A 25,817-nucleotide genomic window follows, 5' to 3' on the forward strand; every position below is an offset into this window, starting at 1 on the left:
CGATTCGACGGTTGAAACTGACGCCGGATTCAACTATACATGAGGGGAGACGTGGATCACTGTCAGCGCGTAGGTATGACGCAAGCGAGAGGAATCGCTCATGAAGGTTGCCCAGAAGGTAGCAATTGTCACCGGTGGCGGCGGGGGAATCGGCGGTGCACTGGCCGAGCGACTGGCTGCCGAGGGTGCTCGCGTCGTAGTGGCTGACCTCGACGCGGCAGCTGCTTCGGCAGTAGCAGAGGCGATCAACGCGGAGCATCCCGGAGCAGCCGTGTCTGCCGGTGGCGACGTCTCCGACGAGGCGGTCATTGCGGGCCTGATCGCGCAGGCGGAAAAGGAATTCGGCCCGGTCGACCTCTACTTTGCCAATGCCGGCGTCACCGGAGGCATGGGCCTCGACATCAGCGAGGACGTCTGGGACACGACGATCGACGTCAACGTTCGCGCCCACATTCGCGCCGCCAGGCTCCTCGTCCCCGGGTGGACCGAGCGCGGGGAGGGCTACTTCATCAGCACGGCCTCTGCAGCAGGCTTGCTCAGTCAGGTCGGATCCGCCGCGTACTCGGTGACCAAGCATGCTGCGGTGGCGTTTGCCGAGTGGCTCTCGATCACCTACGGAGATCAGGGCGTTCGTGTCAGTTGCCTGTGTCCGATGGGCGTCAATACCAAGCTTCTCTACGAGGGCGAGAACTCCGGAGATCCGGTCGGAAAGGCCGCAACCGGAGCCGTGCTGGCGGCAGGCAACGTTCTCGAGCCTGCTGAGTGCGCCGAAATCGTCCTGGCTGCAGTAGATGCCGAGGAATTCCTCATCCTTCCGCACAAGAACGTGCTGGACATGTACCGGCAGAAGGGCGCCGACTACGACCGTTGGCTGCGCGGGATGCGTCGGTACCAGGCTTCGCTGCTCGCGGGAACGCGATGACCGAGGAACCCGTCCTCTCCGAGCAGAGAGGAGTGGTGCTGATCCTGACATTCAATCGGCCCCGTGTCCTCAACGCGTGGACCAACGAGCTCGAAGACCAGTACTACGACCTTTTGGCCGCAGCAGACGAAGATCCCGGTGTCCGAGCAATTGTCGTCACCGGCTCCGGCCGCGGATTCTGCTCGGGGGCCGACCTCGGCAATCTGAAGAACGTCGGCGAAGTCTCCGAAAGTGATCTGGTCCGACCGCGAGACCGCGATTTCCCGACCACCATCCGTAAACCGCTGATCGCTGCCGTCAACGGCGTGGCTGCCGGCCTCGGTATGGTCGAAGCCCTATACTGCGACGTTCGTTTCGGCTCGAGCGCAACACGATTCACTACCGCGTTCGCGCGTCGAGGCCTGATTGCGGAGTATGGCATCTCGTGGATGTTGCCCCGCTTGGTCGGTCACAGCCGCGCAGTCGATCTTCTGCTTTCCAGCCGAATGGTCGGTGCCGACGAGGCGTACCGCATCGGTTTGATCGACCACCTGGTCAGCGGCGGTGACGTTCTGGATGCAGCGATTGCTTATGCCGAGGACATCGCGGCCAACTGCTCACCGACATCTCTCTCCGTCATCAAATCTCAGATGAGTGCCGACGCGCACTCGACCTTCACCGATTCCGCCAGGCGTGCGGAATCACTGATGCTGAACGCATTTCACGGCCCAGATGTCGTCGAGGGCGTCAACAGCCATCTCGAACATCGAGCCCCCAATTTTCCTTCCCTCTCTGTCAGGAGTTCACATGTCAGTGTTTGAGTTCTCGGATCGCACCAAGAAGTACCAGGCCGAACTGCTCGATTTCATGGACAAGCACGTTTACCCGGCCGAAGCGGTCTACGAAGAGCAGATGCGTGAGTCCGGTAACCCGCACTTCCAGCCGCCGATCATCGACGACTTGAAGAAGGAAGCCAAGGCCCGCGGGCTGTGGAACCTCTTCCATCCCCATTCCGAATGGGGCCCCGGCCTGACCAACCTGGAATACGCACCGCTCGCAGAGATCATGGGCCGCAGCCACCTGGCCTCCGAGGCCACCAACTGCGCCGCTCCGGACACGGGAAACATGGAGGTGCTCACGCTCTTCGGCACCGACGAGCACAAGGAGAAGTACCTCAAGCCGCTTCTCGAAGGCGAAATCCGTTCCGCCTTCGCGATGACCGAGCCCGAGGTTGCCAGCTCCGACGCCACCAACATCCAACTCCGTATGGACCGTGACGGCGACGAGTACGTGCTGAACGGCCGTAAGTGGTTCGCTTCCAACGCCTTGCACCAGAACTGCAAGGTTCTGATCGTCATGGGCAAGACCGACTTCAATGCCGCCACCCACCGTCAGCAGTCGATGATGGTCGTGCCGATCGATGCTCCCGGCGTCACGATCCTGCGCAACCTGCCGGTTTTCGGCTACCAGGACCGCGAAGGACACGGCGAGATCACTTTCGAGGACGTGCGCGTCCCGGCCAAGGACATTCTCGCCGGTGAGGGTGAAGGATTCGCGATCAGCCAGGCCCGCCTCGGCCCCGGCCGCATCCACCACTGCATGCGTGCAATCGGAATGGCCGAGCGCGCACTGGAACTGATGTGCAAGCGCGCATCCACCCGCATCACCTTCGGAAAGCCCGTCAGTGACAACGCCAACATCCAGGACTGGATCGCCGAGGCTCGTATCGACATCGAGATGGTTCGACTCCTCACGCTCAAGGCCGCACACATGATGGACACGGTGGGCAACAAGGAAGCGCGCACCGAGATCGCAGCCATCAAGGTCGCGGCACCGAACATCGCGCTCAAGATCATCGACCGCGCCATCCAGGTTCACGGCGGTGGCGGCGTCACCGACGACTTCCCGCTCGCGATGGCTTACGCCCACATGCGCACCCTTCGCCTGGCCGACGGCCCGGACGAGGTGCACAAGCGCGCCATCGCCAAGCAGGAACTGCGCAAGTACCGCGAAGTCAAGGCGAACTGACATGGCAGGACTGGATCTCACCGGTAAGACGGCAATCGTCACAGGCGCATCGCGGGGCATCGGCCTCGCGACCGCGCAGGCGATTGCGGCGGCGGGCGGAAACGTCGTACTGACTTCGCGCTCACAGGAATCCGCAGATGCGGCTGCCGCACAGGTGAACGGCAACGCGATCGGCGTCGGCGCTCACGCGACGGACGAGGATGCAGCCCGCAAGTGCGTCGAGCAGACGATCGAGCGTTTCGGCAGTCTCGACATCTTGGTGAACAACGCGGGCACCAACCCGTCGTTCGGGCCGATCATCAACCAGGATCACTCGCGCTTCGCCAAGACTTTCGACGTCAACGTGTGGGCTCCAGTCCTGTGGACCGGCCTCGCAGCGCGAGCCTGGATGGGCGAGCACGGTGGTTCCGTGGTCAACACCGCCTCGATCGGCGGCATGGCGTTCGAGGCCGGGATCGGTACGTACAACGCGTCGAAGGCTGCTCTGATCCACATCACCAAGCAGTTGGCGCTCGAGTTGTCACCGAAGATTCGTGTCAACGCCGTTGCGCCGGGAGTGGTGAGAACCAAACTCGCCGAAGCTCTGTGGAAAGAACACGAAGAAGCGGTGTCCGCGTCGACCGCTCTCGGACGCATCGGTGAACCCGAGGACGTGGCCGCTGCCATCGCCTTCCTGGTTTCCGATGCAGCCCAGTGGATCACCGGCGAGATCATGACCATCGACGGTGGCCAGTTGTTGGGCGACGCACTCCCGTTTCGGCAAGGAGCGTCGGTAGGTGGCTAGCGTCGGAGTTGTGGGACTCGACACCGAAGCGGTCACGGGGTGGATCGCAGGCCTGGGGATCGACTTTTCCGGGCCGTTGTCCTTCGATCGAATCGGTCTAGGGCAGTCCAACCTCACGTACCTGGTTCGCGATCAGGACGGCAATCGCTGGGTTCTACGACGCCCACCTCTCGGCCACCTTCTGGCCTCTGCACACGACGTGGCGCGCGAAGCTCGAATCCTGAGCGCTCTCGAATCCACCGATGTACCTTCGCCGCGAGTATTCGGGTTGACCGAGGATCCTGCCGTCACCGAAGTTCCGCTGCTACTCATGGAATTCGTGGACGGCGAAGTGGTGGACCGAATGCCTCTTGCGGAGGCCTTGTCGGAAGAGCGTCGCCGGGCAATCGGAATCTCGCTCGCTCAGACGCTGGCGAAGATTCACGCCGTGGATCTGAAGCAGGCGGGCCTCGACGACTTGGCAAGCCACAAGCCCTACGCTGCACGGCAGCTGAAGCGATGGGGTGGGCAGTGGGAACAGTCGAAGACGCGGGAATGCCCCGATCTGGACGATCTCACGCGACGCTTGATTGCAGCTCAGCCGGCTCATACCGAAACCACGTTGGTGCACGGCGACTTTCACTTGCGCAATGTGATCACGTCCGCTCAGAACGGCGAAGTTGTCGCGGCCCTCGACTGGGAACTCTGCACTCTCGGTGATCCGTTGGCGGATGTCGGAAGCTTGTTGGCGTACTGGCCGGCAGCGGGGGAGAACACGGGCGGCGACTTCCCGGCGTCGGCACTCCCCGGATTCCCCTCGCGAGAGGAGATCTCCCGGATCTATCTCGAGGCCACCGGACGGGATCCAGCTGCGCTGAAGTTCTGGCACACCTTGGGACTGTGGAAGATTGCGGTGATCGCCGAAGGCGTGATGCGTCGTGCCCGCGACGAACCGCAGAATGCCGCCGAGAGCGGAACTCCCACCGTGGAACGTATTGACGCCTTGGTCGCCAAAGCCAGGGAAATTGCAGATCAGGCCGGGATCTGACGAGATCGTCCGGTGTCCGTCGAATCACGAAATTATGGAGGGCCAGTGAGCCAGGAACGTAGAACCGCAATTGTCACGGGTGCAGCGCGCGGAATCGGTGCAGCAGTGGCGAAGCGACTGTCGGAAGACGGTTTTGCCGTCGCCGTGCTCGACCTCGACGAAGCGGCGTGTGCCGGAACCGTCGACGCGATCAAGGCTGCAGGCGGCCAGGCGCTGGCCGTCGGCGCTGACGTCTCCGACGAGGCTTCGGTCGCCGCAGCGGTGGATCGTGTGGCCGCAGACCTGGGCGCACCCACCGTACTGATCAACAATGCCGGCATCACTCGCGACAACCTTCTGTTCAAGATGAGCGTTGCCGAGTGGGATTCGGTGATGAACGTCCACCTGCGCGGAGCGTTCCTCATGTCGCGTGCGGTGCAGAAGTACATGGTGGAAGCGAAGTTCGGCCGCATCGTGAACCTCTCGAGCACGTCGGCTCTCGGTAATCGCGGACAGGTCAACTACTCCGCTGCGAAGGCCGGAATGCAGGGCTTCACCAAGACATTGGCCTTCGAACTGGGCAAGTTCGGCGTGACGGCGAACGCTATTGCCCCCGGATTCATCGAAACCGAGATGACCGCCGCAACGGCCGAGCGCATGGGCGTCGGCTTCGAGGACTTCAAGACCGCTGCCGCTTCGCAGATTCCGGTCAATCGCGTCGGACAGCCCGAGGACATCGCGCACACCGCGTCGTTCTTCGTCAGCGAAGGCGCAGGCTTTGTTTCCGGTCAGGTCGTCTACGTTGCCGGTGGACCCAAGGACTGACCGTCCGCTCACCGCTCGAACCGAAGGAATGGGCATGGCTTTCGACGAAGAGGCAGTATCGCGTGACCTCACCGACAAGGTGAACACGCTTCTTGCGGAGAACGATCCGAGCAGTGTGTCGGTATCGGATTTTCTCGGCGCACGATTCGACGCCGGGCTGGCGTGGGTTCACTTCCCCGAAGGTCATGGGGGACTCGGTGTACCGCAGAGCTTTCAGCGTCAGGTGAACGCTCAGCTCGAGGCCGCCGGTGCACCCGGCCCAGCCACCGGCAAGAACGGGATCGGCCTGGGCATGGCGGCACCGACCATCGCTGCCTTCGGTACCGAGGAGCAGAAGCAGAAGTTCCTGCGCCCGTTGTGGACTGCGGAGACGGTCTACTGCCAGCTGTTCAGTGAACCTGGCGCAGGTTCGGACCTCGCGGCCGTCGCTACCCGCGCTGTCCGCGACGGCGACGACTGGATAGTCAACGGGCAGAAGGTATGGACGTCGGGTGCGCAGAACGCACAGCTGGCGATTCTGGTGGCCAGGACTGATCCGTCGCGCTCCAAGCATGCGGGTCTGAGCTACTTCATCTGCGACATGACCGACCCGGGCGTCGATGTCCGGCCGCTGCGTCAGATCACCGGCGAGGCCGAATTCAACGAGGTATTCCTCACGGACGTCAGGATTCCGGACGCCAATCGCCTCGGAGCCGAAGGCCAGGGGTGGAAGGTTGCGACCACCACCCTGAACAACGAGCGTGTTGCCATCGGTTCGGGCGCACCGCGTGAGGGCGGCATGATCGGAAAGGTCGCGCAGGCCTGGCGCGGCGAGCCCGAACTGCGTAACCCGGCGATGCACGACGAGTTGATGCGGCTCTGGACCGAATCCGAAGTTGCGCGTCTGACCGGGGAGCGACTGCGCCAGCAGCTCGCCGCCGGCCAGCCCGGCCCCGAAGGCTCGGGAATGAAGCTCGCGTTTGCCGGTTTGGCCCAGCAGATTTCGGGTTTCGACCTCGAACTGCACGGCGAAGCCGGTCTGCGCTACGACGACTGGACACTGCGTCGACCGGATTCCGTCGACTTCACCGGGCGTGAACCCGGATACCGGTACCTGCGAGCCAAGGGCAATTCGATCGAGGGCGGAACGTCGGAGATCCTGCGCAACGTCATCGCAGAACGCGTACTCGGGTTGCCGCCCGAGCATCGCGTCGACAAGGACATCGCCTGGAAGGACCTACCCCGATGAGTGCCGATCTGCTGTACTCCGAGACCGAACAAGATCTGCGTGCCAGCGTCAGACGACTGCTGAGCGAGCGGGCTGGCGCCGACACCGTGGTCACGGCCTACGACGACGTGTCCGCCGACTTCACCGGACTGTGGAAGTCACTGGCGTCCGAACTCGGTTTGGCGGGACTGCTGGTACCCGAGGAGTTGGGCGGGGCAGGTGCGTCCACGCGTGAGGCGGCAGTCGTGATGGAGGAGATCGGACGTGCGGTCGCCCCCGTTCCGTTCTTCACCAGCGCTGTGCTGGCGACCACGGCGTTGTTGAAAGCGGGCGAGACCGAGGTGCTCGGTCAATTGGCCGCGGGGGATTCGACAGCTGCTCTGGTCGTCCCGTTGTCCACTGCACCAGGAACTTTCACCCCCACTGTCAAGGCAACGGCGGATGGACTCGTCGGCAGCGTCACGACGGTCGCCGGCGTCGCCGAGTCCGATGTTCTTGTGGTTCCGGTTGCCGGTGACAGCGGTGTGGAACTGCACACCGTTCGGATCGCCGACGCCACCGTCACGCCGGTTCTGTCCCTGGACATGACGCGCCGATTGGCGGACGTCGAGTTCGCGGGGGCGCCGTCGGTGCGGGCCGACAGCGGCAATGCGGCTCAGGCGATTGAGGAAGCATTGCTCTGCGGAAGCGCACTTCTGGCGTCCGAACAGTTCGCCGTGGCTCAGTGGTGCCTCGAAACAACGCTCGCGTATGTGAAGGAGCGCAAGCAGTTCGGCCGGGCGATCGGTTCGTACCAGGCGATCAAGCACCGCCTCGCCGATCTCTGGCTCGAAGTCAGCTCTTCGGGAGCGGCAGCACGATATGCGGCGGACACCTATGCACGCGGCGACGCCGATGCGGCGATCGCAGCGACGGTTGCCCAGGCATTCTGCAGCGGCGTCGCGGTTCATGCTGCCGAGGAATGCGTCCAACTCCATGGTGGAATCGGAATGACGTGGGAGTATCCGGCGCACCTGTACCTCAAACGGGCGAAGAGCGATCAGTTGTCGCTGGGAACCGCGTATCAGCATCGGGCGCGTCTCGCCGAGTTGGTCGACCTCCCGATCTCGTCCTGAAACTCACCCACTATCTGTCTGGAGAATTGCTGTGAAGGCTTGGCGCGTCAACGAACTCGGTGAACCCCGCGATGTGCTCGCGTTGGAGGAGACCGCGGATCCCACCCCGAATGCGACGGAGATGTTGGTCAAGGTGCTGGCGGCTCCGGCCAACTTCCCCGACGTCCTCATGTGCCGGGGTGAGTACCAGATCAAGCCGCCGCTGCCCTTCACCCCCGGCGTCGAACTGTGCGGTGAAGTGGTCTCAGTCGGTGAATCGGTGACCAAGTTCGCAGTGGGTGACCGTGTGATCGGTAACCCGAGTCTGCCGTCTGGCGGATTCGCCGAGTACTCGGTACTGGATCAGAACAACACGTTCCCGGCGCCGTCGGCTCTCGACGACGCGGAAGCCTCCGCGCTGAGTATCGGCTATCAGACAGCGTGGTTCGCTCTGCATCGCCGTACTCAACTGCTCGAGGGCGAAACCTTGTTGGTGCACGCCGCAGCGGGTGGTGTGGGTAGTGCCGCAGTGCAACTCGGCAAGGCGGCAGGCGCCAAGGTGATCGGTGTTGTCGGCGGCCCGGACAAGGCGGAGTACGCACGCAAGCTAGGTGCTGACCTCGTCGTCGACCGTCACAGCGAGGACTTCGTGACAGCGGTCAAGGAGTTCACCGGCGGAAAGGGCGCCGACGTGGTCTTCGATCCGGTCGGCGGCGACGCATACGCGAAGTCCACCAAGTGCATCGCCTTCGAGGGACGGATCGTCATCATCGGCTTCGCCGGTGGCACGATCCCGCAGCCGGCACTCAATCACGCTCTCATCAAGAACTATTCGATCATCGGACTGCACTGGGGGCTGTACAAGGCTTACAACCAGCAGGCCATCGACGACTGCCACGTCGAGCTCACCAGGCTCGCCGACGCCGGCTTGGTCAAACCACTGATCAGCGAGCGGTTGTCGTTGACGGACGTTGCCGACGGTATCGGTCGCCTCGGCGACGGCACCACTGTCGGTCGCGTCGTGTTCCAGCCCTGACTCTTTGCTGTGCGCCTTTATTAACCCCCGGCGGTTAATAAAGGCGCACAGCACTTCGTGTTCGACGAAAGGTTTCCCCGATGAGGCAAGCTGTCATCGTTTCCACCGCCCGTACCCCGATCGGTAAGGCTTACCGCGGCGCGTTCAACAACACTCAGGCTCAAGAGCTTGCTGCACATGCCATTTCGAATGCAGTTCAGCGCGCGGGCCTCGACGGTGGCGAGGTCGAGGACGTCATCCTCGGCGCCGCGCTGCAGCAGGGATCCTCCGGCGGCAACGTCGCGCGGCAAGCTGTACTGCGGGCCGGGCTTCCGGACTCCGTTTCCGGAATGACGATCGACCGTCAGTGCTCATCCGGGCTCATGGCGATCGCAACCGCAGCCAAGCAGATCGTGGACGACGGAATGCAGATCGCGGTCGGCGGCGGCGTCGAATCGATCTCGTTGGTCCAGAACGATCACATGAACAACTTCCGTGCGGCCGATCCGTGGCTGAAGGAAAACAAGCCGTCGATCTACATGCCGATGCTGCACACGGCCGAGATCGTCGCCGAGCGCTACGGGGTCACCCGCGAGCAGCAGGACGAGTTCGCGCTCGTCTCGCAACAGCGGACCGCAGCGGCACAGGACGCAGGTCGGTTCGATCTCGAGATCGTCCCGCTGCCCTCGATCAAGCAGGTGCAGGACAAGGAGACGGGTGAGATCCGCAGCGAGTCCGTGACGCTGGCCCGGGACGAAGGCAACCGCGCGTCCACCACGTTGGAGGGGCTGGCGAGTCTGCGTCCGGTTCTGGCCGACGGGACTGTCAGTGCTCATTCCTCCATCACTGCGGGTAACTCTTCTCAGCTCTCCGACGGGGCTTCGGCGTCGGTGCTGATGGAGGCAGGCGAGGCGGAACGCCGCGGTTTGGCTCCGCTTGGTATCTACCGTGGCATGGCTGTCGCGGGTTGCGCTCCGGACGAGATGGGAATTGGCCCGGTATTCGCGATTCCGCGTCTGCTCGACCTGCACGGGCTGAAGGTCGACGACATCGATCTCTGGGAACTGAACGAGGCGTTTGCCTCTCAGGCCCTGTACTGCCGCGACAAGCTCGGGATCGATCCCGAGAAGTACAACGTCGACGGTGGCGGTATCTCCGTGGGTCATCCGTACGGAATGACGGGTGCTCGTCTCGTCGGCCATGCACTCCTGGAAGGCAAACGGCGCGGAGCCAAGCTCGTCGTCGTGACCATGTGCATCGGCGGCGGCATGGGTGCTGCCGGGCTTTTCGAGGTCGCATGAGCTTGATCGAGGGACTGTTCGACGTCAGTGGAAAGACTGTCGTGGTCACCGGTGGATCACGCGGTATCGGATACATGATCGCTCGCGGATTTGTCGAAGGCGGAGCGACGGTAGTTATTTCGGCCCGTAAGGCGCAAGCCTGTGACGACGCCGCGCGGGAGCTTTCCGAGTTCGGCACCTGCATCTCGCACCCGGCCGATCTGTCCACCGACGAGGGGATCGAGAGCCTCGCTGCGAAGGTCGCGGAGATTTCGCCGACGCTCGACGTACTGGTCAACAACGCCGGTGCCACGTGGGGCGCTCCCGTCGACGATTTTCCGGCTGCCGGCTTCGATAAGATCTTCGACATCAACGTCAAGGCGATCTTCCTCTTGACTCAGAAGCTGTTGCCACAGTTGCGTTCTGCGGCCACTGCGGAAGATCCTGCGCGTGTGATCAATATCGGATCGATCGACGGGCTCGTGGTTTCGGGTTCGGAGAACTTCTCGTACGGAGCCAGCAAGGCTGCGGTGCACATGTTGACGCGCAAGTTGGCGGCAACGCTTGCGGGGGAGCAGATCACGGTCAACGCGATTGCGCCGGGTCCGTTCCCGTCGAAAATGATGGCCTTCCTTCTCGAAGACGAGCAGAGCGCAAAGGCTGTGGCGGACTCGGTCCCGTTGGGCCGGGTCGGAACTCCGCAAGATGCCGCAGGTCTTGCTATCTTCCTGTCTTCGCGTGCCGGGGCTTATGTGACCGGGACGGTGATCCCACTCGACGGCGGAGTGAGCGGAACGCGCTGACCCACTGACTGATCACCGCTGTCCGAAAAGGCCTGAAAGTCTGAACTGCTATGACTTTCAGGCCTTTTCACGTTTTTGTCTGATTGGGTTATCTGTGACTGCAGTTGCTAGATTGTCCGAGGTTCGGGGGGAACGACGACAACAACACCAATAATCCCGGCCTTGGGGGAGTCATGTTTCGCGCGGGGAGATCATTGGGGGTGTTCGGGGTGGTCGCTGCGCTTGCAGCTGCTGCCGTCACGGCGGTGGCATCGCCGGCCGCTGCGGCGCCGGGATGCGTCGGTGTGAGTGGTGTTGGTAGTACCGGAGGGCCGGCCAATGCGGCGCCGTGGCTCAACGGCAACACCGGAGGGTTGCCCGGACTGTCCGGGCGTACTGCCGCCATCGAAAAGGTCACCGGGACATATAGTCCCAACAAGACGGTTGATCGCTTCAACGTCCTGGGCACCGACCTCGGCATCATGTGGGACAACGGTGCCGGTCAGATTCTGACCGCTTTCGGTGACACCACCGGGCTCAGCCGCAACCCCGCCTGCGACGGTTTGGTGGGCGAGTGGCGAAGCAATGTACTTTTCCGCAGCTCGGACCGGGTACTGGCCGACGGGATGCGTATCGACAGCGCGCCGATGGACGGCGCCGGTCAGGCACGCGAGATCATCTCCGGTCTGAAGATTCCTGGCGTCGAGGCTTCCAGTATCCCCACCAGCGGCATCGCCGTGAACGGTGTGCAGTATCTGAGTTACATGTCGGTGCGAAACTGGGGCGAAGCCGGGCAGTGGAGCACCAATTACTCACAGATGGCCACGTCGTCCGACAACGGCGAAACCTGGACCACGCGTCCGGAAACGCTGCGCCCCAACATCGGTGGTGTTCTTCCCGCCGGTGTCGGTCCTGTTGCCGGTAGTGAGAACTTTCAGATGAGCTCGATGGTGAAGGACGGCGGGTTCGTCTACAACTACGGAACGCCCGCGGGACGATCCGGTGAGGTTCGGCTTTCTCGCGTCTCCGAGGGGGCGATACTCGATCTTTCCGCCTACGAGTACTGGAACGGAAGCGGCTGGGTCCGCGCCGATCCCGCTGCGGCCGTACCCGTCATGGACGGCCGCATCGGTGAGGTCTCCGTTCAGTACAACGAGTTCCTCGGCAAGTTCGTCGCGATGTACGCCGACGCGTTCAGTTCGATCGTGATGCGAACCGCTCCAAGTCCGGTCGGTCCGTGGACGGCACCGGAAACATTGGTCAATCTGGTCGAGGTTCCCGGTATCTACGCCGCATACATCCACCCCTGGTCCAGCGGTTCGGATCTGTACTTCCTTGCCACCACGTGGGCCGACTACAACGTCATGTTGATGCGTACGACGCTCGTACGCTGATCCAACATTTGCACCGTCTCACGATTTCGTTGGCTGGAGGTACACGATCTCCTCGGTGATCGGCGCGTCGTCGTCGGCGCCGGTTGGCGGTTCTTGTCGGCGGCGCCACCAGATGGTGAACAGGACGGCTCCGATCACCAAGGCGGCCAGAGCGAGTACCGCCACCCAGAATTTCGGGCCGTAGTATCCGACAAGGACCATGCGCATGGCGTTTCGCGCCCACGTGAGCGGCATCAGAGCGTGCAGCCACTGCAGGACCGTCGGCATCTGTTCGATGGGGTACACCGCACCGAACGCGAAGATCTGAATCATCAGGGCGCCCAGGGCGATGAAGGTTCCGTTGACGGCTCCGAACACAACGGTGAAGAGCCTGCCGGAGCTGACTGCGGCGCCGCCCACCAGGATCATTACTGCGATCATCGCCAGGACACTAGGTGGTTCGACGTTTGCCACGGTCAGTGACACCACCGACAACACGAGTGCCGCGACCAAGGTGACCAGGGCGGGAATGCGGTAGCGGCGCAGCCCCTCACGTACCACGCTCGTGTGCGAGTTCAGCGAACGTCCGCGTCGGGGGCGGACGACGAACCAGGTGAGGATTCCGCACAGGAACAATGCCACCGAGATCACGGCTGGGACGGCTCCCGGTCCGAATCCGGCTGCGGGATAGTTGTTCCGCGCGTCTACGGCAACGGGGGAAGAGAGCAGATTGGCCGTGGTGGCGCGCTCGTCGTCCGTGAACTGCGGTACCTGGGCGGCACCGTCCGACAAACCGGTAGCCAGTTCCGCGCTACCCGCGTCGAGCTCGCCGACGCCGGCCGCGAGCTGGCCTAGGCCGTCGCGGAGCGCGATACTTCCAGTGTCCAGCTGGCCGAGGCCTGTGGAGAGTTCTTGTGCGCCGGTAGCGAGTTGGCCTGCGCCGTCGGACAGTTGGCCCAGGCCAGTGTTGAGTTCGCCTGCGCCTGCCGCCGCTGCGAGCAGGCCACCGCGGTAGTCACTGCTCGGATCGGTGAGTTGCCGCGAGATTTCCCGCGCACCGTCGCGAAGCTGACCGAGCTGACCGATCACGTCGTCGTCCGACGGTTGCGCGGTCAGGGAGGCTCGCAGTCCGCCGAGCGCTTCGACGAGCCCGGCGGAGACCGGATCGGTCGAGTTCCGAAGCATCGACGTGAGGGCATCGATCTGACCGACGACGGCGTCGGAGGACCCGGCAAGGTCGAGTACCGGGGTGGTGACCATGTCGACCACTTCGCTGATCTGACGAGCTCCAGCGCCGAGTTCGTCTGTTCCCCCGACCAACTGGTTGAGTCCGGCGCTCAGCTCGCCCGAGCCCGCAGCAGCTTCGTTTGCTCCAGCGGCCAGCTCGCCGGCTCCGGCGGCCAACTCCTTGCCGCCCTGATTTGCTTCACCCATACCGGTGGCGAGTTCCTTGCTTCCGGCGTAGAGCTCGTTGGTTCCGGCAAGCGCTTCGGAGGACCCGTCGGAAAGCTGTTGCGCGCCTGCGGCGGCTTCGCCGAATCCTGTTCCGAGTTCACCCAACCCGACCAGCACCTGGTCGATGGACTGCTCACCGATCGACTCGGAGACCGCCGAGCGCACCTGAGCGATGATGCTTTCACCGACCGGGCCAGCGACCAGGCTGTTGTAGTCGTTGTATAAGACGTCGAGCTCGGCTTTCCGGCCCGAACCCGATGCGGCACTCGCCACGTCCGCGCTGAAAGTCTTCGGAATGACCACGGAGAAGTAGTAGGTGCCGTCGTTGACGCCGTCGGCGGCTTCCTGTTCCGAGACGACCTTCCATGCAACGTCACCGCTCTGGACGAGCGCGGCAACAACCTCGTCTCCGGCGTGGAGACTGGTGCCGTCGAGTTCTGTGCCCGCATCCGCGTTGACGATGGCGACGGGCAAGCGGTTGACCGTGTCGCCCGGATCCCACAGTGCCCACATGTAGAACGCCGCAATCGACAGTGGTGCGATCACGAGGACAGCGAGAACTGTCCGGATGATGTGCGTGCGTCGCGTCGTGGCCGGGTTGTCGACTACGGGTTGTGGCGCCATGTGGAGCTCTCTTCTCGTGGACCGAAGCAGTTGTGGCACGAAAGAAAGCCACCAAAACTGCTGGACATACGTCCAGCTCGGTCACGATACAAAGCAAACGGCCATCCTGTGACCGTTTTCGAAGAATTGGGCGTTACCGGCCGCTGTGCTCTTCCTCGATCTTTGCCCACTCCCACCCGCGGAAGTTGGCCAGACGAAGCTCCTCTGCTTCGTCGAAGGTGTACCACTCGGTGCCCGGCGCATCAGGGAGAGTGCCGCGCAGGTATTCGCCCAGGTAGTGAAGCGGGCCTTCCCATCCGGTTCCGACGCCGTAGCAGCCGGTGTCCGGGTCGTTGCGGAAGACATCGGCGACGGAGGCGTGCTCCAACTCGAGCCAGGTGGCGTCGGGGCCGTCTGCGGTCAATCGGATCTCGACCTGATCGCTGTATCCGCGATCGCCGGGTGGGGTCCACTGCAGTCGCAGCAGGTGTGGAGCGTCGCAGGCCAGGATCTCGCCGCTCGCCTGGCCTTCGAAAGCGTAAGAGCCGCCCACCTGGAAGTCTCCGCTCACCGGGAGGAAGAAGCGGTTGATGCGGTCAGGCGTTGTGATGGCGTCCCAGACGTCGTCGACCGACGCGTTGTAGCGGCGCTTGAGTACGGCTGTTCGAGCCGAACCTTCGGCTATCTCGCGGTTGCCCATGCTCCGCTCTACCGCGGTGAGGCTGGTGTCCTGGCTCGCGATCTCGGTCATTGTGAGTCCCCTTCTTCGGAAGAATTCGATGGTGAAGATCTGTTCCGTCCGGAGCCGCGTCGTTTCCCGCGTGCGAGTTCTGTGGCCAGTGCGTCGAGAGGTCCGCTCCAGAACTGCCGGAATCCGTCGAGCCAGTGGTCCACTTCTTGCAGTGGCGCGGGCTCGACGGCATAGAGACGCCTGGTGCCTTCGCTGCGTACGGTGGCGAATCCGTTTTCTCGGAGTACTCGCAAGTGCCCGGACGCGGTCGGTTGGGAGATCCCGAACTCTGCTGCCACGACTTCGGAGATCTGACCCGCCGAGCGTTCTCCGTTGGACAGGAGTTCCAGGATTCGCCGCCGAACGGGGTCTCCGAGAACGTTGAACGCATGCACCAGTCATTTATATCGGCGATGGCCAATATAGGCAAGCGCCGAATTTTCTCTGGAGCGTCGGTCAGTCCGCGAGAGTGAACTCGTCGGCGTCGAAGAGTTCACCGATCAGCCCGCCGAGGTGGCGTCGATGTTCGGCCGACAATGTCGCTGCCGCCTCGGCGTCGTGGTCTGCGCACAGGTCGATCAGCTTGTTGTGATGGTCGACGGAGTCCTGGCTGCCGAGAAGGCTCGAGAACTTGCGGTAGTAGATGCGGTGAATTTGTGGGTGAACTTGGTGGATCAGCTTCTTCAACAGCGGATTTGCCGCAGCATCGATGATGACGCTGTGTAGGCGATCGTCAGCGGTCAGGGCTCGGCCTATGTCGTTTCGCTTGACGGCGGCAGCGAAGTCCTTGTTGGCGGAACGCATTGCCCCGATCATCTCGTCGGTGAGGTTCGGTACTGCGGTGACGACGGCCAGTTGGTCGAGAGCTTCGATGACTGCGAGTGTTGCTTCGACGTCGCCGCGGTCGAGGCTTGTGATGCGTGTGTACGCACCGGGTTTCGCTTCCACGAGTCCGGTGTCGACAAGCCTTGCCAGTGCTTCGCGGACCGGAGTTCTGCTCAAGCCCAGATACTCGGCGAGCTCGCTGTCCTTGATCTTCGATCCCGGGGCCAGTTCACCGGTGACGATCGCTTCGCGAATGCGTTCGAGAGCGATGTCGCTCATTCGTGTTCGCTCAACCGGTTTACCGTCACGCAACATACTGGATATCGTACTCTGCAGGCCGCCCGCCACTGGTCAGCCCGAGTGCGCCGTTGAAGCGTCTTTCCGAGCGTTCGCAACGCGCAGGAGCAGAGCGCGGGCGAGAATTGTTGCCGGATCGACGATCTGACAGGTTGTGGCACCGGCAGGGAGTCCGAGTGGAATCTCGGTACATCCGGCCACGACTACCTGCGCGCCCGATTCGGCGAGAAGATCGGCGGCCCTGACGAGCTTGTCGGTGGTCTCGAGTCCGACGTTGCCGCTCTTGATGGCTCGGATCGCCGGCATCACCAATTCATCCTGGATCGCCGGTTCGGGTAGCAGGACGTCGATCGAGTATTCGGACAGCCACTGTTGATACAACCCGGTGCGGACCGTTCCTGTGGTGGCCAAGAGTCCGACGGACGTCACGGCCGGTGAGAGTGTCCGGATGTGCCGCGCAACTTCGTCGATCATGTGGACGACGGGAAGTCCCAGTTGGGACGAGATGGCGGGCAGGAAGGCGTGGGCGGTATTGCACGGGATGGCGAGCGTCGTTGCGCCCGACTCTCGGAGAACGCGCGCACCGCGGATCAGCCAGGGGGTGGGGTCCGGGCCGTTCTCGGTGAGCGCCAAAGTCCGGTCGGGAACGGTGGGATCGGCCCAGATGACAACTTTGGGGTGCTCCTGATCCGTCGAACCTGGTGTCAGCGCAACGAGTTTGGAGTAGAAGTCGGCAGTAGCGGCGGGCCCCATGCCTCCGAGTATGCCGATGACGTGTTCGCTCATGGCCGCCGGCGAGTGGCCGCTCTGCCGTCTTCGTTGCACCTTCATGTTGCAAACCAACCTTTCGCATCCAATATATTGGATACTAGTAATGTTGACTACAGTGAAGGAGGTCGGAGGTAGTTGTCAAGTAGGGCGCAGTGTTCCCGGAATGGCGAAGTTCGAAAACTCAGTCGATCAGCAGGGGTTCGGTTCGCCGATCTTGACGGCCGAGAGCACGGCTTCGATTTCCCCGAAAGGACTTCCGGCAGAGGGTGTCTGATCGACGACAATCCAGTTGGAATCGACCAGCTGGCGTCGACCCGCACCAGTTGCGTCAGCGCTTCTCGAGAAGAAAACTCCGGCCGACTGAATGCTGTCCTGCGCATCTTGAAGATTCATGCACACGACGTTGGGCATGATCGCGGGAGCTGTAGCGGGCGTCACTTCCGCGGCGACTGGGGTCGTGACCAGTGGAGAATTCGTCGTAACGGCCGCCGAGGTGGTCGATGGTGCCCAAAGGGTTGATGAAAGGGGGGAGATACGAGCGCAGAGCACATCACACGCCGTCGATGTGCCTTATGTCGAATAGAACCATAGGCTTTCGGCACCGGATTCGAGAGGAATTGCCTACATGCATTTTCTGGAACTACGACACGCGCAGTGCGAACCCCCAGCGGCGTATTCGCCTGTCCTGGAGAGCTACGGAGACGTGCAGACGGTGCTTCTGGGCACCGACCGGCTTCCGTCACATCAACGGTTCGACGCCGTGATCGTGATGGGTGGGCCGATGGGCGTCGGCGATCAGGGCGAGGTCGAGTGGTTGGCGTCCGAGATCGAGTACATTCGCGATCTGGTCGAGAATGACGTCCCGGTGTGGGGAGTGTGCCTGGGTTCGCAGTTGCTCGCCGCGGCGCTGGGTGCTCGCGTCTACACGGGAGCGGTACCCGAAGTCGGAGTTGAGGACATCACCTTGACTGCCGAGGGGCACGAAGATCCGGTGTGGGGAGGCCTGCCTTCCACATTCCCTGCGATGCAATGGCATTCGGATACCTTCGACATTCCGGACGGTGCGGTACGGCTCGCTGGTTCAGCCAAGTATCCGAATCAACTCTTCCGATACAAGCAGAGTTACGCCGTTCAGTTTCACCTCGAAGCGTCCTCCGCGGTGGCGCGCGAATGGATGGAACTGGCCGAGTACCGCGATTCGCTGCATGCTTCGTTGGGAGTGGACGGTCCGCGCATCTTTATGGAGCAGTTGGGTGCTGCCGAGTCGCAGGGGCTCGAGATTGCCGCAGCCGTGATGGAGAAATGGTTGAAATCCATCTCCACCAAATAGGCCCGTTTTGTCTAGATTGACCGATTTACCTGTTACCTTGTGTTCTCGTGGGTGGATGAACCGATCCGGTCGAGCAACACACCTCGTAGAGTCCGGATCTCCCCCCGCGAAAGGGGAGCGATGCGCCGGATACGGAAGATATCGACAGCAGCAGTGACGTGTGTACTCGCGTCGACCGCGGTCTTGGGGGCAACCCAAGCGCATGCATCCCCGTGGGATTGCAACGTCACCGGCAGCTTGGATCAAACAGGCGGGCCGACCAATCCGATTCCCTGGCTCAACGGCACGGACGGGAAACTTCCGGAACTGCAGGGGCGTACCTCGGCGGTCGAGTACATCACGGGAGCACTCAGCCCCAACCAAACCGTCGAGCGGTTCAACGTCCTCGGTACGGATCTCGGCATCATGTGGGACAACGGTGCAGGTCAGGTCCTGACAGCCTTCGGTGACACCGTCGGAATCGGATCTGACCCCCTGTGCTCCGGGGTGGTCGGTGACTGGCGCAGCAACGTCCTGTTCCGTAGCTCGGACGGAAATCTGTCCGACGGCATGAACATCGACTCCTCACCGACCGACCGGCCGAATCACTCACGCGAGATCATCGGAAGTCTGAAAGTCACCGGCGTCGAAACCAGCAGCATTCCGACGACGGGTATCTCGGTTGGCGGCGTTCAGTACGTCAACTACATGTCGATTCGTTCGTGGGGAGGGTCGGGCGAGTGGGTCACCAACTTCTCGCAGATCGCGTCCTCGCACGACAACGGTGAGACCTGGCAGATCGAACCGGCCTCGTCCCGGCCGAATCTGCCGTTGACGGGTAACGACAACTTCCAGATGGGCTCCTTTGTCAAAGACGGTGGTTACGTCTACAACTTCGGTACCCCAGCCGGACGTTTCGGCGAGGGACGACTCTCGCGGGTGAAGGAAGCCTCCATCGCGGACGTCGCGGCGTACGAATACTGGGACGGAAAGGCGTGGGTCCCCAACAATCCCGCTGCCGCGGCGGTAGTTCTCGACGGGGATGTCAGCGAACTGTCGGTGCAGTACAACAACTATCTCGGCAAGTTCGTCGCGATGTACTCCAACGAGTGGGGAGCGCTGGTGCTGCGGACGGCCTCGGACCTGACCGGACCGTGGAGCGCACCGGACGTCGTGATCGGCACCGACGAGGTTCCGGGCCTCTACGGCGCGTACATGCACCCCTGGTCGCAGGGGCAGGACCTCTACTTTCTCGCTACCACGTGGTCCGACTACAACGTGATGCTCATGAAGACCACGCTGCACCAGTGAACCGGATGGTTATCGTTGAACGGTGAGCACCACCGACAATGCGCTACTGATCACCGCCCTTCGAGACGTGTTGGTGGGACCACTTCCCGAAATCGGCCGACGATTTTCGACGCTGATCGCGGATATGGTGCCGCACACCTCTCTGGTGATCTTCACCCGAGAGTGCACCGGTAGGCCGCGCAAGGTTGCCGGGGATCCAACTGTCGTCGATCGTGTGACCATCGCCGAACTCGACCGTATCCGTACGGATCTCACTGTCGGACAGATCTTTCGGGGGAAGTCTGCCATTGCCGGCCGCGAGCGTGAAGTGCTCGCGATGCTCGATCGAACAGACACCCTCCTCGTGCTGACGCCGCACCCCGGACCGGTGAAGGCGGCATCCCTCGAATTGATCCAGGCACTGTTCGCGGTGACTGCAACCGGAATTCAGCTCCAGGTGCGGAACGCGAGCCCGGCATACCTGGCCGAGTCGCGGGCAGCGTCGTCCGAGCGAGCACGCACCGTCGCAGAGATGACCGAGGTGCATGCGGCCACTCTCGAGACGATGCTGGCAACGCTACGCTCGGCGGATCTCGACGACACACGTGCGCGAACCTCGGCCAGGGAAACTGCGGCCTCGGCCCTGATCGGCCTGCGTTCAGCCGTCGACGTGCACCGCGAGTTGGCCGAAGAGTCGACCACCACGGCTTTTGCACGGATGCGTGGGGAATTGCGTTCGCTGCTCAAGCATCGGGAAATCGCGTTGGAGTTGGTGGAGCCACCCGTCGACGGTCGCGGTCTGCCCGGCGAAGTGGCGCACGGCGCCCGAGCAGTGGTTCGCGGCGCGGTCTTGGCTTTGTCGGATCAGCAGACGCTCTCGCGTATCCGGGTGGCCTGGACGCTCGACGCGGCCTCACTCTCGATCGACATTCGCGACGACGGCGGCGGTGAAGCCGACGTGATCGATGTGGAACGTCAATTACGTTCTCGGGTAGAGACTTTGGGTGGAACCGTCGAATCCGAGTCGACGCCTGGGTGGGGGAATCGGATCAGCGCAACCATCCCGCTCGACGCCCCCGTCGCCCTACCGAATCGCGACGTCCTCACAGAACTGGCACCGCGGGAGTTCGAGGTACTCGAGCATCTGGTGGCCGGACGGCGCAACAAGGCGATCTCGGAGCGACTCGGTGTCAGTGAGAGCACAGTCAAGTTTCATGTTGCCGGGGTCCTGCGGAAATTGGGCGTCGAGAGTCGGGGCGCGGCCGCCGCCGCGGGCGCCGAGGCCGGCGTGAAGCCCGCGCCCTAGTCCTTTCGGCCAGGTCGGTCAGTCAGTTCGGCCAGGGTTGCGGGCACCTGCTTCGGGCTAACCTTTCAACGAGTGCACATATCGCAATGTGAAAACACGGCGTCATGTGACGACACGTCCTCAAATCGCACGAAGCCAGGAGCAAAGCCATGCCACAGCAGGTACGCGGCGTCATCGCCCGATCCAAGGGTGCCCCCGTCGAAATCGTCCCCATCACGATTCCCGATCCCGGCGCCAACGAGGTAGTGATCGCCATTGCAGCGTGCGGTGTGTGCCACACCGACCTGACCTACCGCGACGGCGGAATCAACGACGAGTACCCGTTCCTGCTCGGGCACGAGGCGTCGGGCATCGTCGAGAGTGTCGGACCCGGTGTCACTCATGTCGAGGTGGGCGACTTCGTCGTCCTCAACTGGCGTGCCGTATGCGGGCAGTGTCGCGCGTGTAAGCGTGGCCGCCCGCAGTACTGCTTCGACACGTTCAACGCCGAGCAGAAGATGACGCTCGAAGACGGCACGGAACTGACGCCGGCACTCGGCATCGGCGCATTCGCAGACAAGACGCTGGTTCACGAAGGCCAGTGCACCAAGGTCGACGCCTCGGCCGATCCGGCTGTCGTCGGACTGCTCGGTTGCGGCGTCATGGCCGGCATGGGCGCCGCGATGAACACCGGCAACGTCGGACGCGGTGATTCGGTTGCCGTGATCGGTTGCGGCGGCGTCGGCGACGCAGCGATCATGGGTTCACGCCTGGCCGGTGCCAACACCATCATCGCGATCGACCGCGATCCCCGAAAGCTGGAGTGGGCCACGGAACTTGGTGCCACGCACACGATCAATGCCACCGAGGTCGACGACGTCGTCGAGGCGGTCCAGGAGCTGACCGGAGGTTTCGGTGCCGACGTGGTTGTCGACGCAGTCGGCCGTCCCGAGACCTGGAAGCAGGCGTTCTACGCCCGCGACCTCGCGGGAACCGTAGTGCTGGTGGGAGTTCCGACGCCGGACATGAAGCTGGAAATGCCTCTGGTGGACTTCTTCTCGCGCGGCGGAGCCCTCAAGTCGTCGTGGTACGGCGATTGCCTGCCCGAGCGTGACTTCCCCGTTCTGGTCGACCTGTACCAGCAGGGGCGTCTGCCGCTCGAGAAGTTCGTCAGTGAGCGAATCAAGCTCGACGAGGTCGAGAAGGCCTTCGAGACGATGCACCGCGGCGAGGTCCTTCGTTCGGTGGTGGTCCTGTGACATTGCGTGTGGATCGTGTAGTTACTTCGGGCACGTTCAGCCTCGACGGCGGAACGTGGGACGTCGACAACAACATCTGGCTGATCGGTGACGACAACGAAGTGGTAATTGTCGACGCAGCCCACACCGCGCAGCCGATCATCGACGCTGTCGGTGGACGCAAGGTGATCGGAATCGTCTGCACCCACGGTCACAACGATCACGTCACGGTTGCGCCGGAGCTGGCCGAGAAGCTCGACGCTCCGATCTACCTGAACCCGGCCGACGACGTGCTCTGGGAGATGACTCACCCCGGGGTGAAGCATCTGAGCTTGGAAGATGATCAGCGTATTGCTGTGGCGGGCACGGACATTCTGGCCATCCACACACCGGGCCATTCCCCGGGGTCGACCTGCCTCTACCTGCCCGAGGCGGGGGAACTGTTCAGCGGCGACACCTTGTTCTCCGGTGGACCCGGCGCAACGGGGCGGTCGTACTCAGACTTCCCGACCATCATCGGGTCCATTCGCGACAAGCTGTTCGCGCTCCCCGCCGAGACCAAGGTTCACACCGGTCACGGCGACGGCACGACGATCGGTACCGAGGCGCCGCATCTCGAAGAATGGATCCGCGCCGGATCCTGATGTGATCAGAAGCGAAGTGGGGACGCCGGTATCGGTGTCCCCACTTTCGTTACAACGCGGAGGCCCAACCGGCGGTGTCGTTCTCACCCGGGATTGCCATCAGGCCGTGCCACAGTTCGAGGATCTCGAACCATTCTGTCTCGGATCGGCTGAGGGGACGTACAGATTCGTAGCCGGCGCGCAGGCTCTGCCGTACCGCGATCGGTGTCGGTCGCCAATCGGTGAACAGGGTGCCCAGATAGACGCTTGCCTTGGCCAGGTCGCTCACCCGGTGGTCGATCACCACGTCGTCGAAGTCGAGTACTCCGGTGGTCTGAGAGTTTCGAGTCAAGATGTTGGCTGCGCGGAAGTCGTTGTGTACCAGTTGAGTTCGGTCATCGAGTTCGGACGCCCGCTCCAGGAGGTTCGCGAGCCTACGTGTTGCCTCAGGCGCAAACCCGCGGTTGAAACTCTCCAGCCAGCCACCGATGCGCTCCTTCAACCCGGTAGTGCGCAACGAGAACACCGATCCGTCGACGTGGGTGGCACCGAGCGCTCGGTGTATCTCAGCCAGACAGGCTCCGGCCGACCGGACCGCCGAGTGGTCCTGCACGTCCAACCAATCTCCCGCCAACTCCGGCAGTACGGCGAATGACACTGCGCATGAAGGGCCTTCCAGTGTTTCCCGGACCAGCAGTGTTTCCCGGTCCAATCCGTTCAGGGACGTGATCGGCGACGGAACGGGTATACCCACCTCAGCGAGTGCGCTCAGCAGGCGCGTCGCTGCCTCCAGGTGCGCGAAGCGCTCTGTGGCTCGCGACCACTTCACCACCAGCCCACCTCGGTCGCTCGCAACCCACACAATCGCGTTCTGGTCACTGATCGCCATTCGGGAGCACTCGAGGGCCGTCAATCCCCAAGTCTGCTCGAGTACCGCCGAGACCCAACGGGTGGCTGCGCCAAAGCCGTTGAATCCGAATCGCTCTTCCAGCGCAGCTTCCGGCTCCACCGTTTCCCAGAGCATGGACACCCCCAGCGGCAACATACTTCGACCTTAGTTGGTGATCTCCGCTGATTGCGGACGATCTCCTCACGCCTTGCGGGAGCTCCTCGACGACCCGGCTGTGCCGATTCCCGAACGTATGCGCACGGTTCGCACGATCTCGTCGAACAGCAAGGGGATCGGGTCGAATGCCACGACGAGCATGATCGCGTCTTTCGGGCCGAGGGTGGCCTGCATCCAGCTGTCGACGGAGTCTTGATCTGACGTGGGCCGTTCGGTCCAAAGCCCGTTCTCGGTGTGTTCGTAGGCATTTTCGATGATCAAAGTGTTCGGGTCGAGTCGGTCGAGCTGGCCGAGGTATGCCGCTGCGTCCTTCGCGATTCGCTGGACACGATCGGGAATTTCGGTGGAGATCGGTGACGGATATGCCTTGTCGAGTCCACCTGCGCCTGCCGACCACGCGCCGTAGACGATGGGGTTGGCTGTACGCATGACCGCATACAGTCTGCGCGGCGCCGATTCAACGATTGCGCTACGCAACAGTTCTCGCCAAATTGCGCTCGAGAGACCTGACCCTTGGTAGTTCGGGTGCACTCCCGCCGAGTTGGCATAGAAGCATGACCGTCCGCCGAATTCTCGTTGATTGCTTGCGACCCAGGCTGCGGGAGTACCACTCGCATCGAGCACGACGACCAGGCCCTTGAGGTCATCAAGTTTGGCATCGGAGAGCCAGTCGCTCCAGAACTCCGGGGCTGTTCCGGTGAATGTTTCGACCGCAACCGGGACGAAGTCTCTGCGAAGGATTTCCCGGCCGCCGGGCGACAATTGTTTGGCCACGTTTGTCCAATGCAGGCCGGTGAAGCCGGGGCGAACGGCGAATCTCTTGGCGCCGGAAACTAATTCCGGTGGGCAAAGTGGTGTGACGGAATCGGACGTCGACATGGTTGGTCAGCCTCTCACGCTGGGCTTGGATTGATCACTCGCGGTTACAGTTCGATGGTGAGTTGGGCGGAGTTGGCTCGATCGGTGCAGATGAGCATGGTGTCTGGTTCGTCGAGGAACGCTGATTGTCCTCGGCGGTCGACCTCTCCGCTGATGACCCGCACTCGGCACGTGCCGCAGAATCCCTGCTGACACGAGTACCTCACATCGGCCCTTGCGGTTCTTATTGCAGCGAGCGCTGACTGGTCCGCGGCGACGTCAATCGAATCCGTGCTGTGGGCAAATCGGATCTCGAAAGGCTTTCCCCCGACAACAGGTTCGGGGATGAATCTCTCGAAATGCAGACCGGCGGAGCCTGTTCGGTCGAATTCGGCTCGAATGTCGGTCAGGAGGGCCGGCGGGCCACAGAAATAGACGGACGTACCTGGGCCGGCGTGTGTAAGCAGTTCTGCGGCCGGCAGGCGCGGGCCGGTGAGGATCCGGACCCGGTTGGAGTCCAATTCGCTGATCTCGCCCAGAAACGGCATGGACCGGGTGTCCCGGCCGAGGTAGGTCAGATGCCAATCGACGTACGACGACGCCGCGGCACGCACCATGGGCAGAATCGCGGTGATACCGATGCCTGCGGCGATGAAGGTGACGCGGGAGTTGTCTGCTCGTGCCAGGTGCGGGTACGCGAAGGGAAACGCGTTTCGAGGGCCGCCTCCGGTGAGTGCGGTACCCGTAGTCACTCGATCGTGAATCTCGGTCGATCCTCCTCCGCCGTCAGGGATCCGGCGGACCGCGATCCGGTAACTACGCGTATCGGTGTGATCGCCGCAGAGCGAGTACTGCCTGATCGTTCCCGAAGGGAGCGTCAGATCGATGTGTGCGCCCGGGTACCACCGCGGCAGGATGGTCCCGTCTGCGGATTCCAGACGCAGGCTCCGCACTCCGTCGGCCTCGAGGTTCGTCTCTGTCACTACGAGACTCAGTGTCCGGTCGACTGGGGTGGGTTCGATGATGCGCACCCGGCTGGTCACGGCGGAGTATCCGCGGATCAGGGACTGCAGGCCGGACATCAGTCGGTCAGGTTTGTGTGGTCGGCGCAGGGACGCAGGTACGGGTGGGGGACTGAATCGGGTCATTCGCGTACTCCAGATCGGGCGGTG

26 protein-coding genes are annotated in these 25,817 nt (G+C 62.8%); 17 read left to right on the plus strand and 9 right to left on the minus strand.

The annotated features are described in order from the left end of the window. Positions 1 to 100: 100 nt before the first annotated feature. From ACWF6P_RS05415 to ACWF6P_RS05470, 12 genes are all read left to right on the plus strand, one after another. The gene (locus ACWF6P_RS05415; RefSeq protein WP_378541988.1) at positions 101 to 922 is read left to right on the plus strand and encodes an SDR family oxidoreductase; all 822 of its coding nucleotides are present in this window, start codon (positions 101 to 103) and stop codon (positions 920 to 922) included. Then, complete coding sequence (locus ACWF6P_RS05420; protein WP_452620277.1) at positions 919 to 1,722, plus strand: enoyl-CoA hydratase-related protein; 804 nt, start codon at positions 919 to 921, stop codon at positions 1,720 to 1,722. Before ACWF6P_RS05415 ends, ACWF6P_RS05420 begins: the two co-directional genes overlap by 4 nt. Then, positions 1,709 to 2,929 (plus strand): acyl-CoA dehydrogenase family protein, encoded by a 1,221-nt coding sequence (locus tag ACWF6P_RS05425; RefSeq protein ID WP_452620278.1) that lies wholly within the window; start codon positions 1,709 to 1,711, stop codon positions 2,927 to 2,929. Before ACWF6P_RS05420 ends, ACWF6P_RS05425 begins: the two co-directional genes overlap by 14 nt. A 1-nt stretch (position 2,930) precedes the next feature. Continuing rightward, positions 2,931 to 3,713, plus strand: a complete 783-nt coding sequence (locus ACWF6P_RS05430; protein ID WP_007730827.1) for an SDR family oxidoreductase — start codon at positions 2,931 to 2,933, stop codon at positions 3,711 to 3,713. Further along, complete coding sequence (locus ACWF6P_RS05435; RefSeq protein ID WP_452620279.1) at positions 3,706 to 4,740, plus strand: phosphotransferase family protein; 1,035 nt, start codon at positions 3,706 to 3,708, stop codon at positions 4,738 to 4,740. The genes ACWF6P_RS05430 and ACWF6P_RS05435 overlap by 8 nt, the downstream gene beginning before the upstream one ends. A gap of 45 nt (positions 4,741 to 4,785) precedes the next feature. Further along, on the plus strand, positions 4,786 to 5,544 hold the full coding sequence (fabG, locus tag ACWF6P_RS05440; protein ID WP_042446291.1) for a 3-oxoacyl-ACP reductase FabG: 759 nt from the start codon (positions 4,786 to 4,788) through the stop codon (positions 5,542 to 5,544). 34 nt (positions 5,545 to 5,578) lie between these two features. Then, a complete protein-coding gene (locus ACWF6P_RS05445) occupies positions 5,579 to 6,772 on the plus strand; it encodes an acyl-CoA dehydrogenase family protein (protein ID WP_452620280.1) in 1,194 nt (397 codons plus the stop codon). Then, positions 6,769 to 7,866 carry an acyl-CoA dehydrogenase family protein gene (locus tag ACWF6P_RS05450; RefSeq protein WP_452620281.1) on the plus strand — a complete coding sequence of 366 codons (1,098 nt, stop codon included), beginning with the start codon at positions 6,769 to 6,771 and terminating at the stop codon, positions 7,864 to 7,866. The genes ACWF6P_RS05445 and ACWF6P_RS05450 overlap by 4 nt, the downstream gene beginning before the upstream one ends. 31 nt (positions 7,867 to 7,897) lie before the next feature. Further along, a complete protein-coding gene (locus tag ACWF6P_RS05455; RefSeq protein WP_452620282.1) occupies positions 7,898 to 8,881 on the plus strand; it encodes an NADPH:quinone oxidoreductase family protein in 984 nt (327 codons plus the stop codon). A gap of 80 nt (positions 8,882 to 8,961) precedes the next feature. After that, complete coding sequence (locus ACWF6P_RS05460; RefSeq protein ID WP_452620283.1) at positions 8,962 to 10,161, plus strand: acetyl-CoA C-acyltransferase; 1,200 nt, start codon at positions 8,962 to 8,964, stop codon at positions 10,159 to 10,161. Next, entirely contained in the window at positions 10,158 to 10,943 is a 786-nt protein-coding gene (locus ACWF6P_RS05465; RefSeq protein ID WP_452620284.1) for a RhlG family 3-oxoacyl-ACP reductase, read from the plus strand. Before ACWF6P_RS05460 ends, ACWF6P_RS05465 begins: the two co-directional genes overlap by 4 nt. Positions 10,944 to 11,116: 173 nt before the next feature. After that, positions 11,117 to 12,316: a DUF4185 domain-containing protein gene (locus tag ACWF6P_RS05470; RefSeq protein WP_452620285.1), complete on the plus strand. Its 1,200-nt coding sequence runs from the start codon at positions 11,117 to 11,119 to the stop codon at positions 12,314 to 12,316. An 18-nt stretch (positions 12,317 to 12,334) separates the two neighbouring features. Here the strand turns inward: ACWF6P_RS05470 and ACWF6P_RS05475 are convergent, their stop codons facing one another. From ACWF6P_RS05475 to ACWF6P_RS05500, 6 genes are all read right to left on the minus strand, one after another. Next, positions 12,335 to 14,374 carry a YhgE/Pip family protein gene (locus ACWF6P_RS05475; RefSeq protein ID WP_452620286.1) on the minus strand — a complete coding sequence of 680 codons (2,040 nt, stop codon included), beginning with the start codon at positions 14,372 to 14,374 and terminating at the stop codon, positions 12,335 to 12,337. Between the two features lie 133 nt (positions 14,375 to 14,507). Next, the gene (locus ACWF6P_RS05480) at positions 14,508 to 15,104 is read right to left on the minus strand and encodes an SRPBCC family protein (RefSeq protein ID WP_452620287.1); all 597 of its coding nucleotides are present in this window, start codon (positions 15,102 to 15,104) and stop codon (positions 14,508 to 14,510) included. Continuing rightward, positions 15,101 to 15,478 carry an ArsR/SmtB family transcription factor gene (locus ACWF6P_RS05485; RefSeq protein ID WP_452620288.1) on the minus strand — a complete coding sequence of 126 codons (378 nt, stop codon included), beginning with the start codon at positions 15,476 to 15,478 and terminating at the stop codon, positions 15,101 to 15,103. Before ACWF6P_RS05485 ends, ACWF6P_RS05480 begins: the two co-directional genes overlap by 4 nt. A 61-nt stretch (positions 15,479 to 15,539) precedes the next feature. After that, positions 15,540 to 16,223, minus strand: a complete 684-nt coding sequence (locus ACWF6P_RS05490) for a GntR family transcriptional regulator (RefSeq protein WP_378530899.1) — start codon at positions 16,221 to 16,223, stop codon at positions 15,540 to 15,542. A gap of 36 nt (positions 16,224 to 16,259) precedes the next feature. Further along, the gene (locus ACWF6P_RS05495) at positions 16,260 to 17,036 is read right to left on the minus strand and encodes an aspartate/glutamate racemase family protein (protein ID WP_452620289.1); all 777 of its coding nucleotides are present in this window, start codon (positions 17,034 to 17,036) and stop codon (positions 16,260 to 16,262) included. 129 nt (positions 17,037 to 17,165) lie between these two features. Next, on the minus strand, positions 17,166 to 17,369 hold the full coding sequence (locus ACWF6P_RS05500) for a calcium-binding protein (protein ID WP_452620290.1): 204 nt from the start codon (positions 17,367 to 17,369) through the stop codon (positions 17,166 to 17,168). Between the two features lie 232 nt (positions 17,370 to 17,601). Here ACWF6P_RS05500 and ACWF6P_RS05505 point away from each other — a divergent pair, with 232 nt between their 5' ends. From ACWF6P_RS05505 to ACWF6P_RS05525, 5 genes are all read left to right on the plus strand, one after another. Beyond that, a complete protein-coding gene (locus ACWF6P_RS05505) occupies positions 17,602 to 18,306 on the plus strand; it encodes a type 1 glutamine amidotransferase (RefSeq protein WP_452620291.1) in 705 nt (234 codons plus the stop codon). Positions 18,307 to 18,426: 120 nt separating this feature from the next. Next, the gene (locus ACWF6P_RS05510; protein WP_452620292.1) at positions 18,427 to 19,596 is read left to right on the plus strand and encodes a DUF4185 domain-containing protein; all 1,170 of its coding nucleotides are present in this window, start codon (positions 18,427 to 18,429) and stop codon (positions 19,594 to 19,596) included. 22 nt (positions 19,597 to 19,618) lie between these two features. Further along, entirely contained in the window at positions 19,619 to 20,881 is a 1,263-nt protein-coding gene (locus ACWF6P_RS05515; RefSeq protein WP_452620293.1) for a LuxR C-terminal-related transcriptional regulator, read from the plus strand. Between the two features lie 149 nt (positions 20,882 to 21,030). Beyond that, positions 21,031 to 22,119 carry an S-(hydroxymethyl)mycothiol dehydrogenase gene (locus ACWF6P_RS05520; RefSeq protein WP_378649245.1) on the plus strand — a complete coding sequence of 363 codons (1,089 nt, stop codon included), beginning with the start codon at positions 21,031 to 21,033 and terminating at the stop codon, positions 22,117 to 22,119. Continuing rightward, positions 22,116 to 22,742 carry an MBL fold metallo-hydrolase gene (locus ACWF6P_RS05525; RefSeq protein ID WP_007730862.1) on the plus strand — a complete coding sequence of 209 codons (627 nt, stop codon included), beginning with the start codon at positions 22,116 to 22,118 and terminating at the stop codon, positions 22,740 to 22,742. Before ACWF6P_RS05520 ends, ACWF6P_RS05525 begins: the two co-directional genes overlap by 4 nt. Before the next feature lie 49 nt (positions 22,743 to 22,791). Here the strand turns inward: ACWF6P_RS05525 and ACWF6P_RS05530 are convergent, their stop codons facing one another. The 3 genes from ACWF6P_RS05530 to ACWF6P_RS05540 all read right to left on the minus strand — a co-directional run bounded on the left by ACWF6P_RS05530 (position 22,792) and on the right by ACWF6P_RS05540 (position 25,793). Next, positions 22,792 to 23,766: a phosphotransferase enzyme family protein gene (locus ACWF6P_RS05530; protein ID WP_452620294.1), complete on the minus strand. Its 975-nt coding sequence runs from the start codon at positions 23,764 to 23,766 to the stop codon at positions 22,792 to 22,794. 45 nt (positions 23,767 to 23,811) lie between these two features. Continuing rightward, complete coding sequence (locus ACWF6P_RS05535; protein ID WP_452620295.1) at positions 23,812 to 24,561, minus strand: GNAT family N-acetyltransferase; 750 nt, start codon at positions 24,559 to 24,561, stop codon at positions 23,812 to 23,814. A 149-nt stretch (positions 24,562 to 24,710) separates the two neighbouring features. Beyond that, entirely contained in the window at positions 24,711 to 25,793 is a 1,083-nt protein-coding gene (locus tag ACWF6P_RS05540) for a PDR/VanB family oxidoreductase (protein WP_452620296.1), read from the minus strand. Positions 25,794 to 25,817: the final 24 nt, after the last annotated feature.

This window comes from Rhodococcus sp. NPDC055024, from assembly GCF_053608585.1.

Coding starts and splice junctions, on each gene's coding strand:
- ACWF6P_RS05415 (WP_378541988.1), top strand. CDS start 101: ATGAAGGTTGCCCAGAAGGTAGCAATTGTCACCGGTGGCGGCGGGGGA.
- ACWF6P_RS05420 (WP_452620277.1), top strand. CDS start 919: ATGACCGAGGAACCCGTCCTCTCCGAGCAGAGAGGAGTGGTGCTGATC.
- ACWF6P_RS05425 (WP_452620278.1), top strand. CDS start 1,709: ATGTCAGTGTTTGAGTTCTCGGATCGCACCAAGAAGTACCAGGCCGAA.
- ACWF6P_RS05430 (WP_007730827.1), top strand. CDS start 2,931: ATGGCAGGACTGGATCTCACCGGTAAGACGGCAATCGTCACAGGCGCA.
- ACWF6P_RS05445 (WP_452620280.1), top strand. CDS start 5,579: ATGGCTTTCGACGAAGAGGCAGTATCGCGTGACCTCACCGACAAGGTG.
- ACWF6P_RS05450 (WP_452620281.1), top strand. CDS start 6,769: ATGAGTGCCGATCTGCTGTACTCCGAGACCGAACAAGATCTGCGTGCC.
- ACWF6P_RS05460 (WP_452620283.1), top strand. CDS start 8,962: ATGAGGCAAGCTGTCATCGTTTCCACCGCCCGTACCCCGATCGGTAAG.
- ACWF6P_RS05465 (WP_452620284.1), top strand. CDS start 10,158: ATGAGCTTGATCGAGGGACTGTTCGACGTCAGTGGAAAGACTGTCGTG.
- ACWF6P_RS05470 (WP_452620285.1), top strand. CDS start 11,117: ATGTTTCGCGCGGGGAGATCATTGGGGGTGTTCGGGGTGGTCGCTGCG.
- ACWF6P_RS05475 (WP_452620286.1), bottom strand. CDS start 14,374: ATGGCGCCACAACCCGTAGTCGACAACCCGGCCACGACGCGACGCACG.
- ACWF6P_RS05480 (WP_452620287.1), bottom strand. CDS start 15,104: ATGACCGAGATCGCGAGCCAGGACACCAGCCTCACCGCGGTAGAGCGG.
- ACWF6P_RS05490 (WP_378530899.1), bottom strand. CDS start 16,223: ATGTTGCGTGACGGTAAACCGGTTGAGCGAACACGAATGAGCGACATC.
- ACWF6P_RS05495 (WP_452620289.1), bottom strand. CDS start 17,036: ATGAAGGTGCAACGAAGACGGCAGAGCGGCCACTCGCCGGCGGCCATG.
- ACWF6P_RS05500 (WP_452620290.1), bottom strand. CDS start 17,369: ATGAATCTTCAAGATGCGCAGGACAGCATTCAGTCGGCCGGAGTTTTC.
- ACWF6P_RS05505 (WP_452620291.1), top strand. CDS start 17,602: ATGCATTTTCTGGAACTACGACACGCGCAGTGCGAACCCCCAGCGGCG.
- ACWF6P_RS05510 (WP_452620292.1), top strand. CDS start 18,427: ATGCGCCGGATACGGAAGATATCGACAGCAGCAGTGACGTGTGTACTC.
- ACWF6P_RS05520 (WP_378649245.1), top strand. CDS start 21,031: ATGCCACAGCAGGTACGCGGCGTCATCGCCCGATCCAAGGGTGCCCCC.
- ACWF6P_RS05530 (WP_452620294.1), bottom strand. CDS start 23,766: ATGTTGCCGCTGGGGGTGTCCATGCTCTGGGAAACGGTGGAGCCGGAA.
- ACWF6P_RS05540 (WP_452620296.1), bottom strand. CDS start 25,793: ATGACCCGATTCAGTCCCCCACCCGTACCTGCGTCCCTGCGCCGACCA.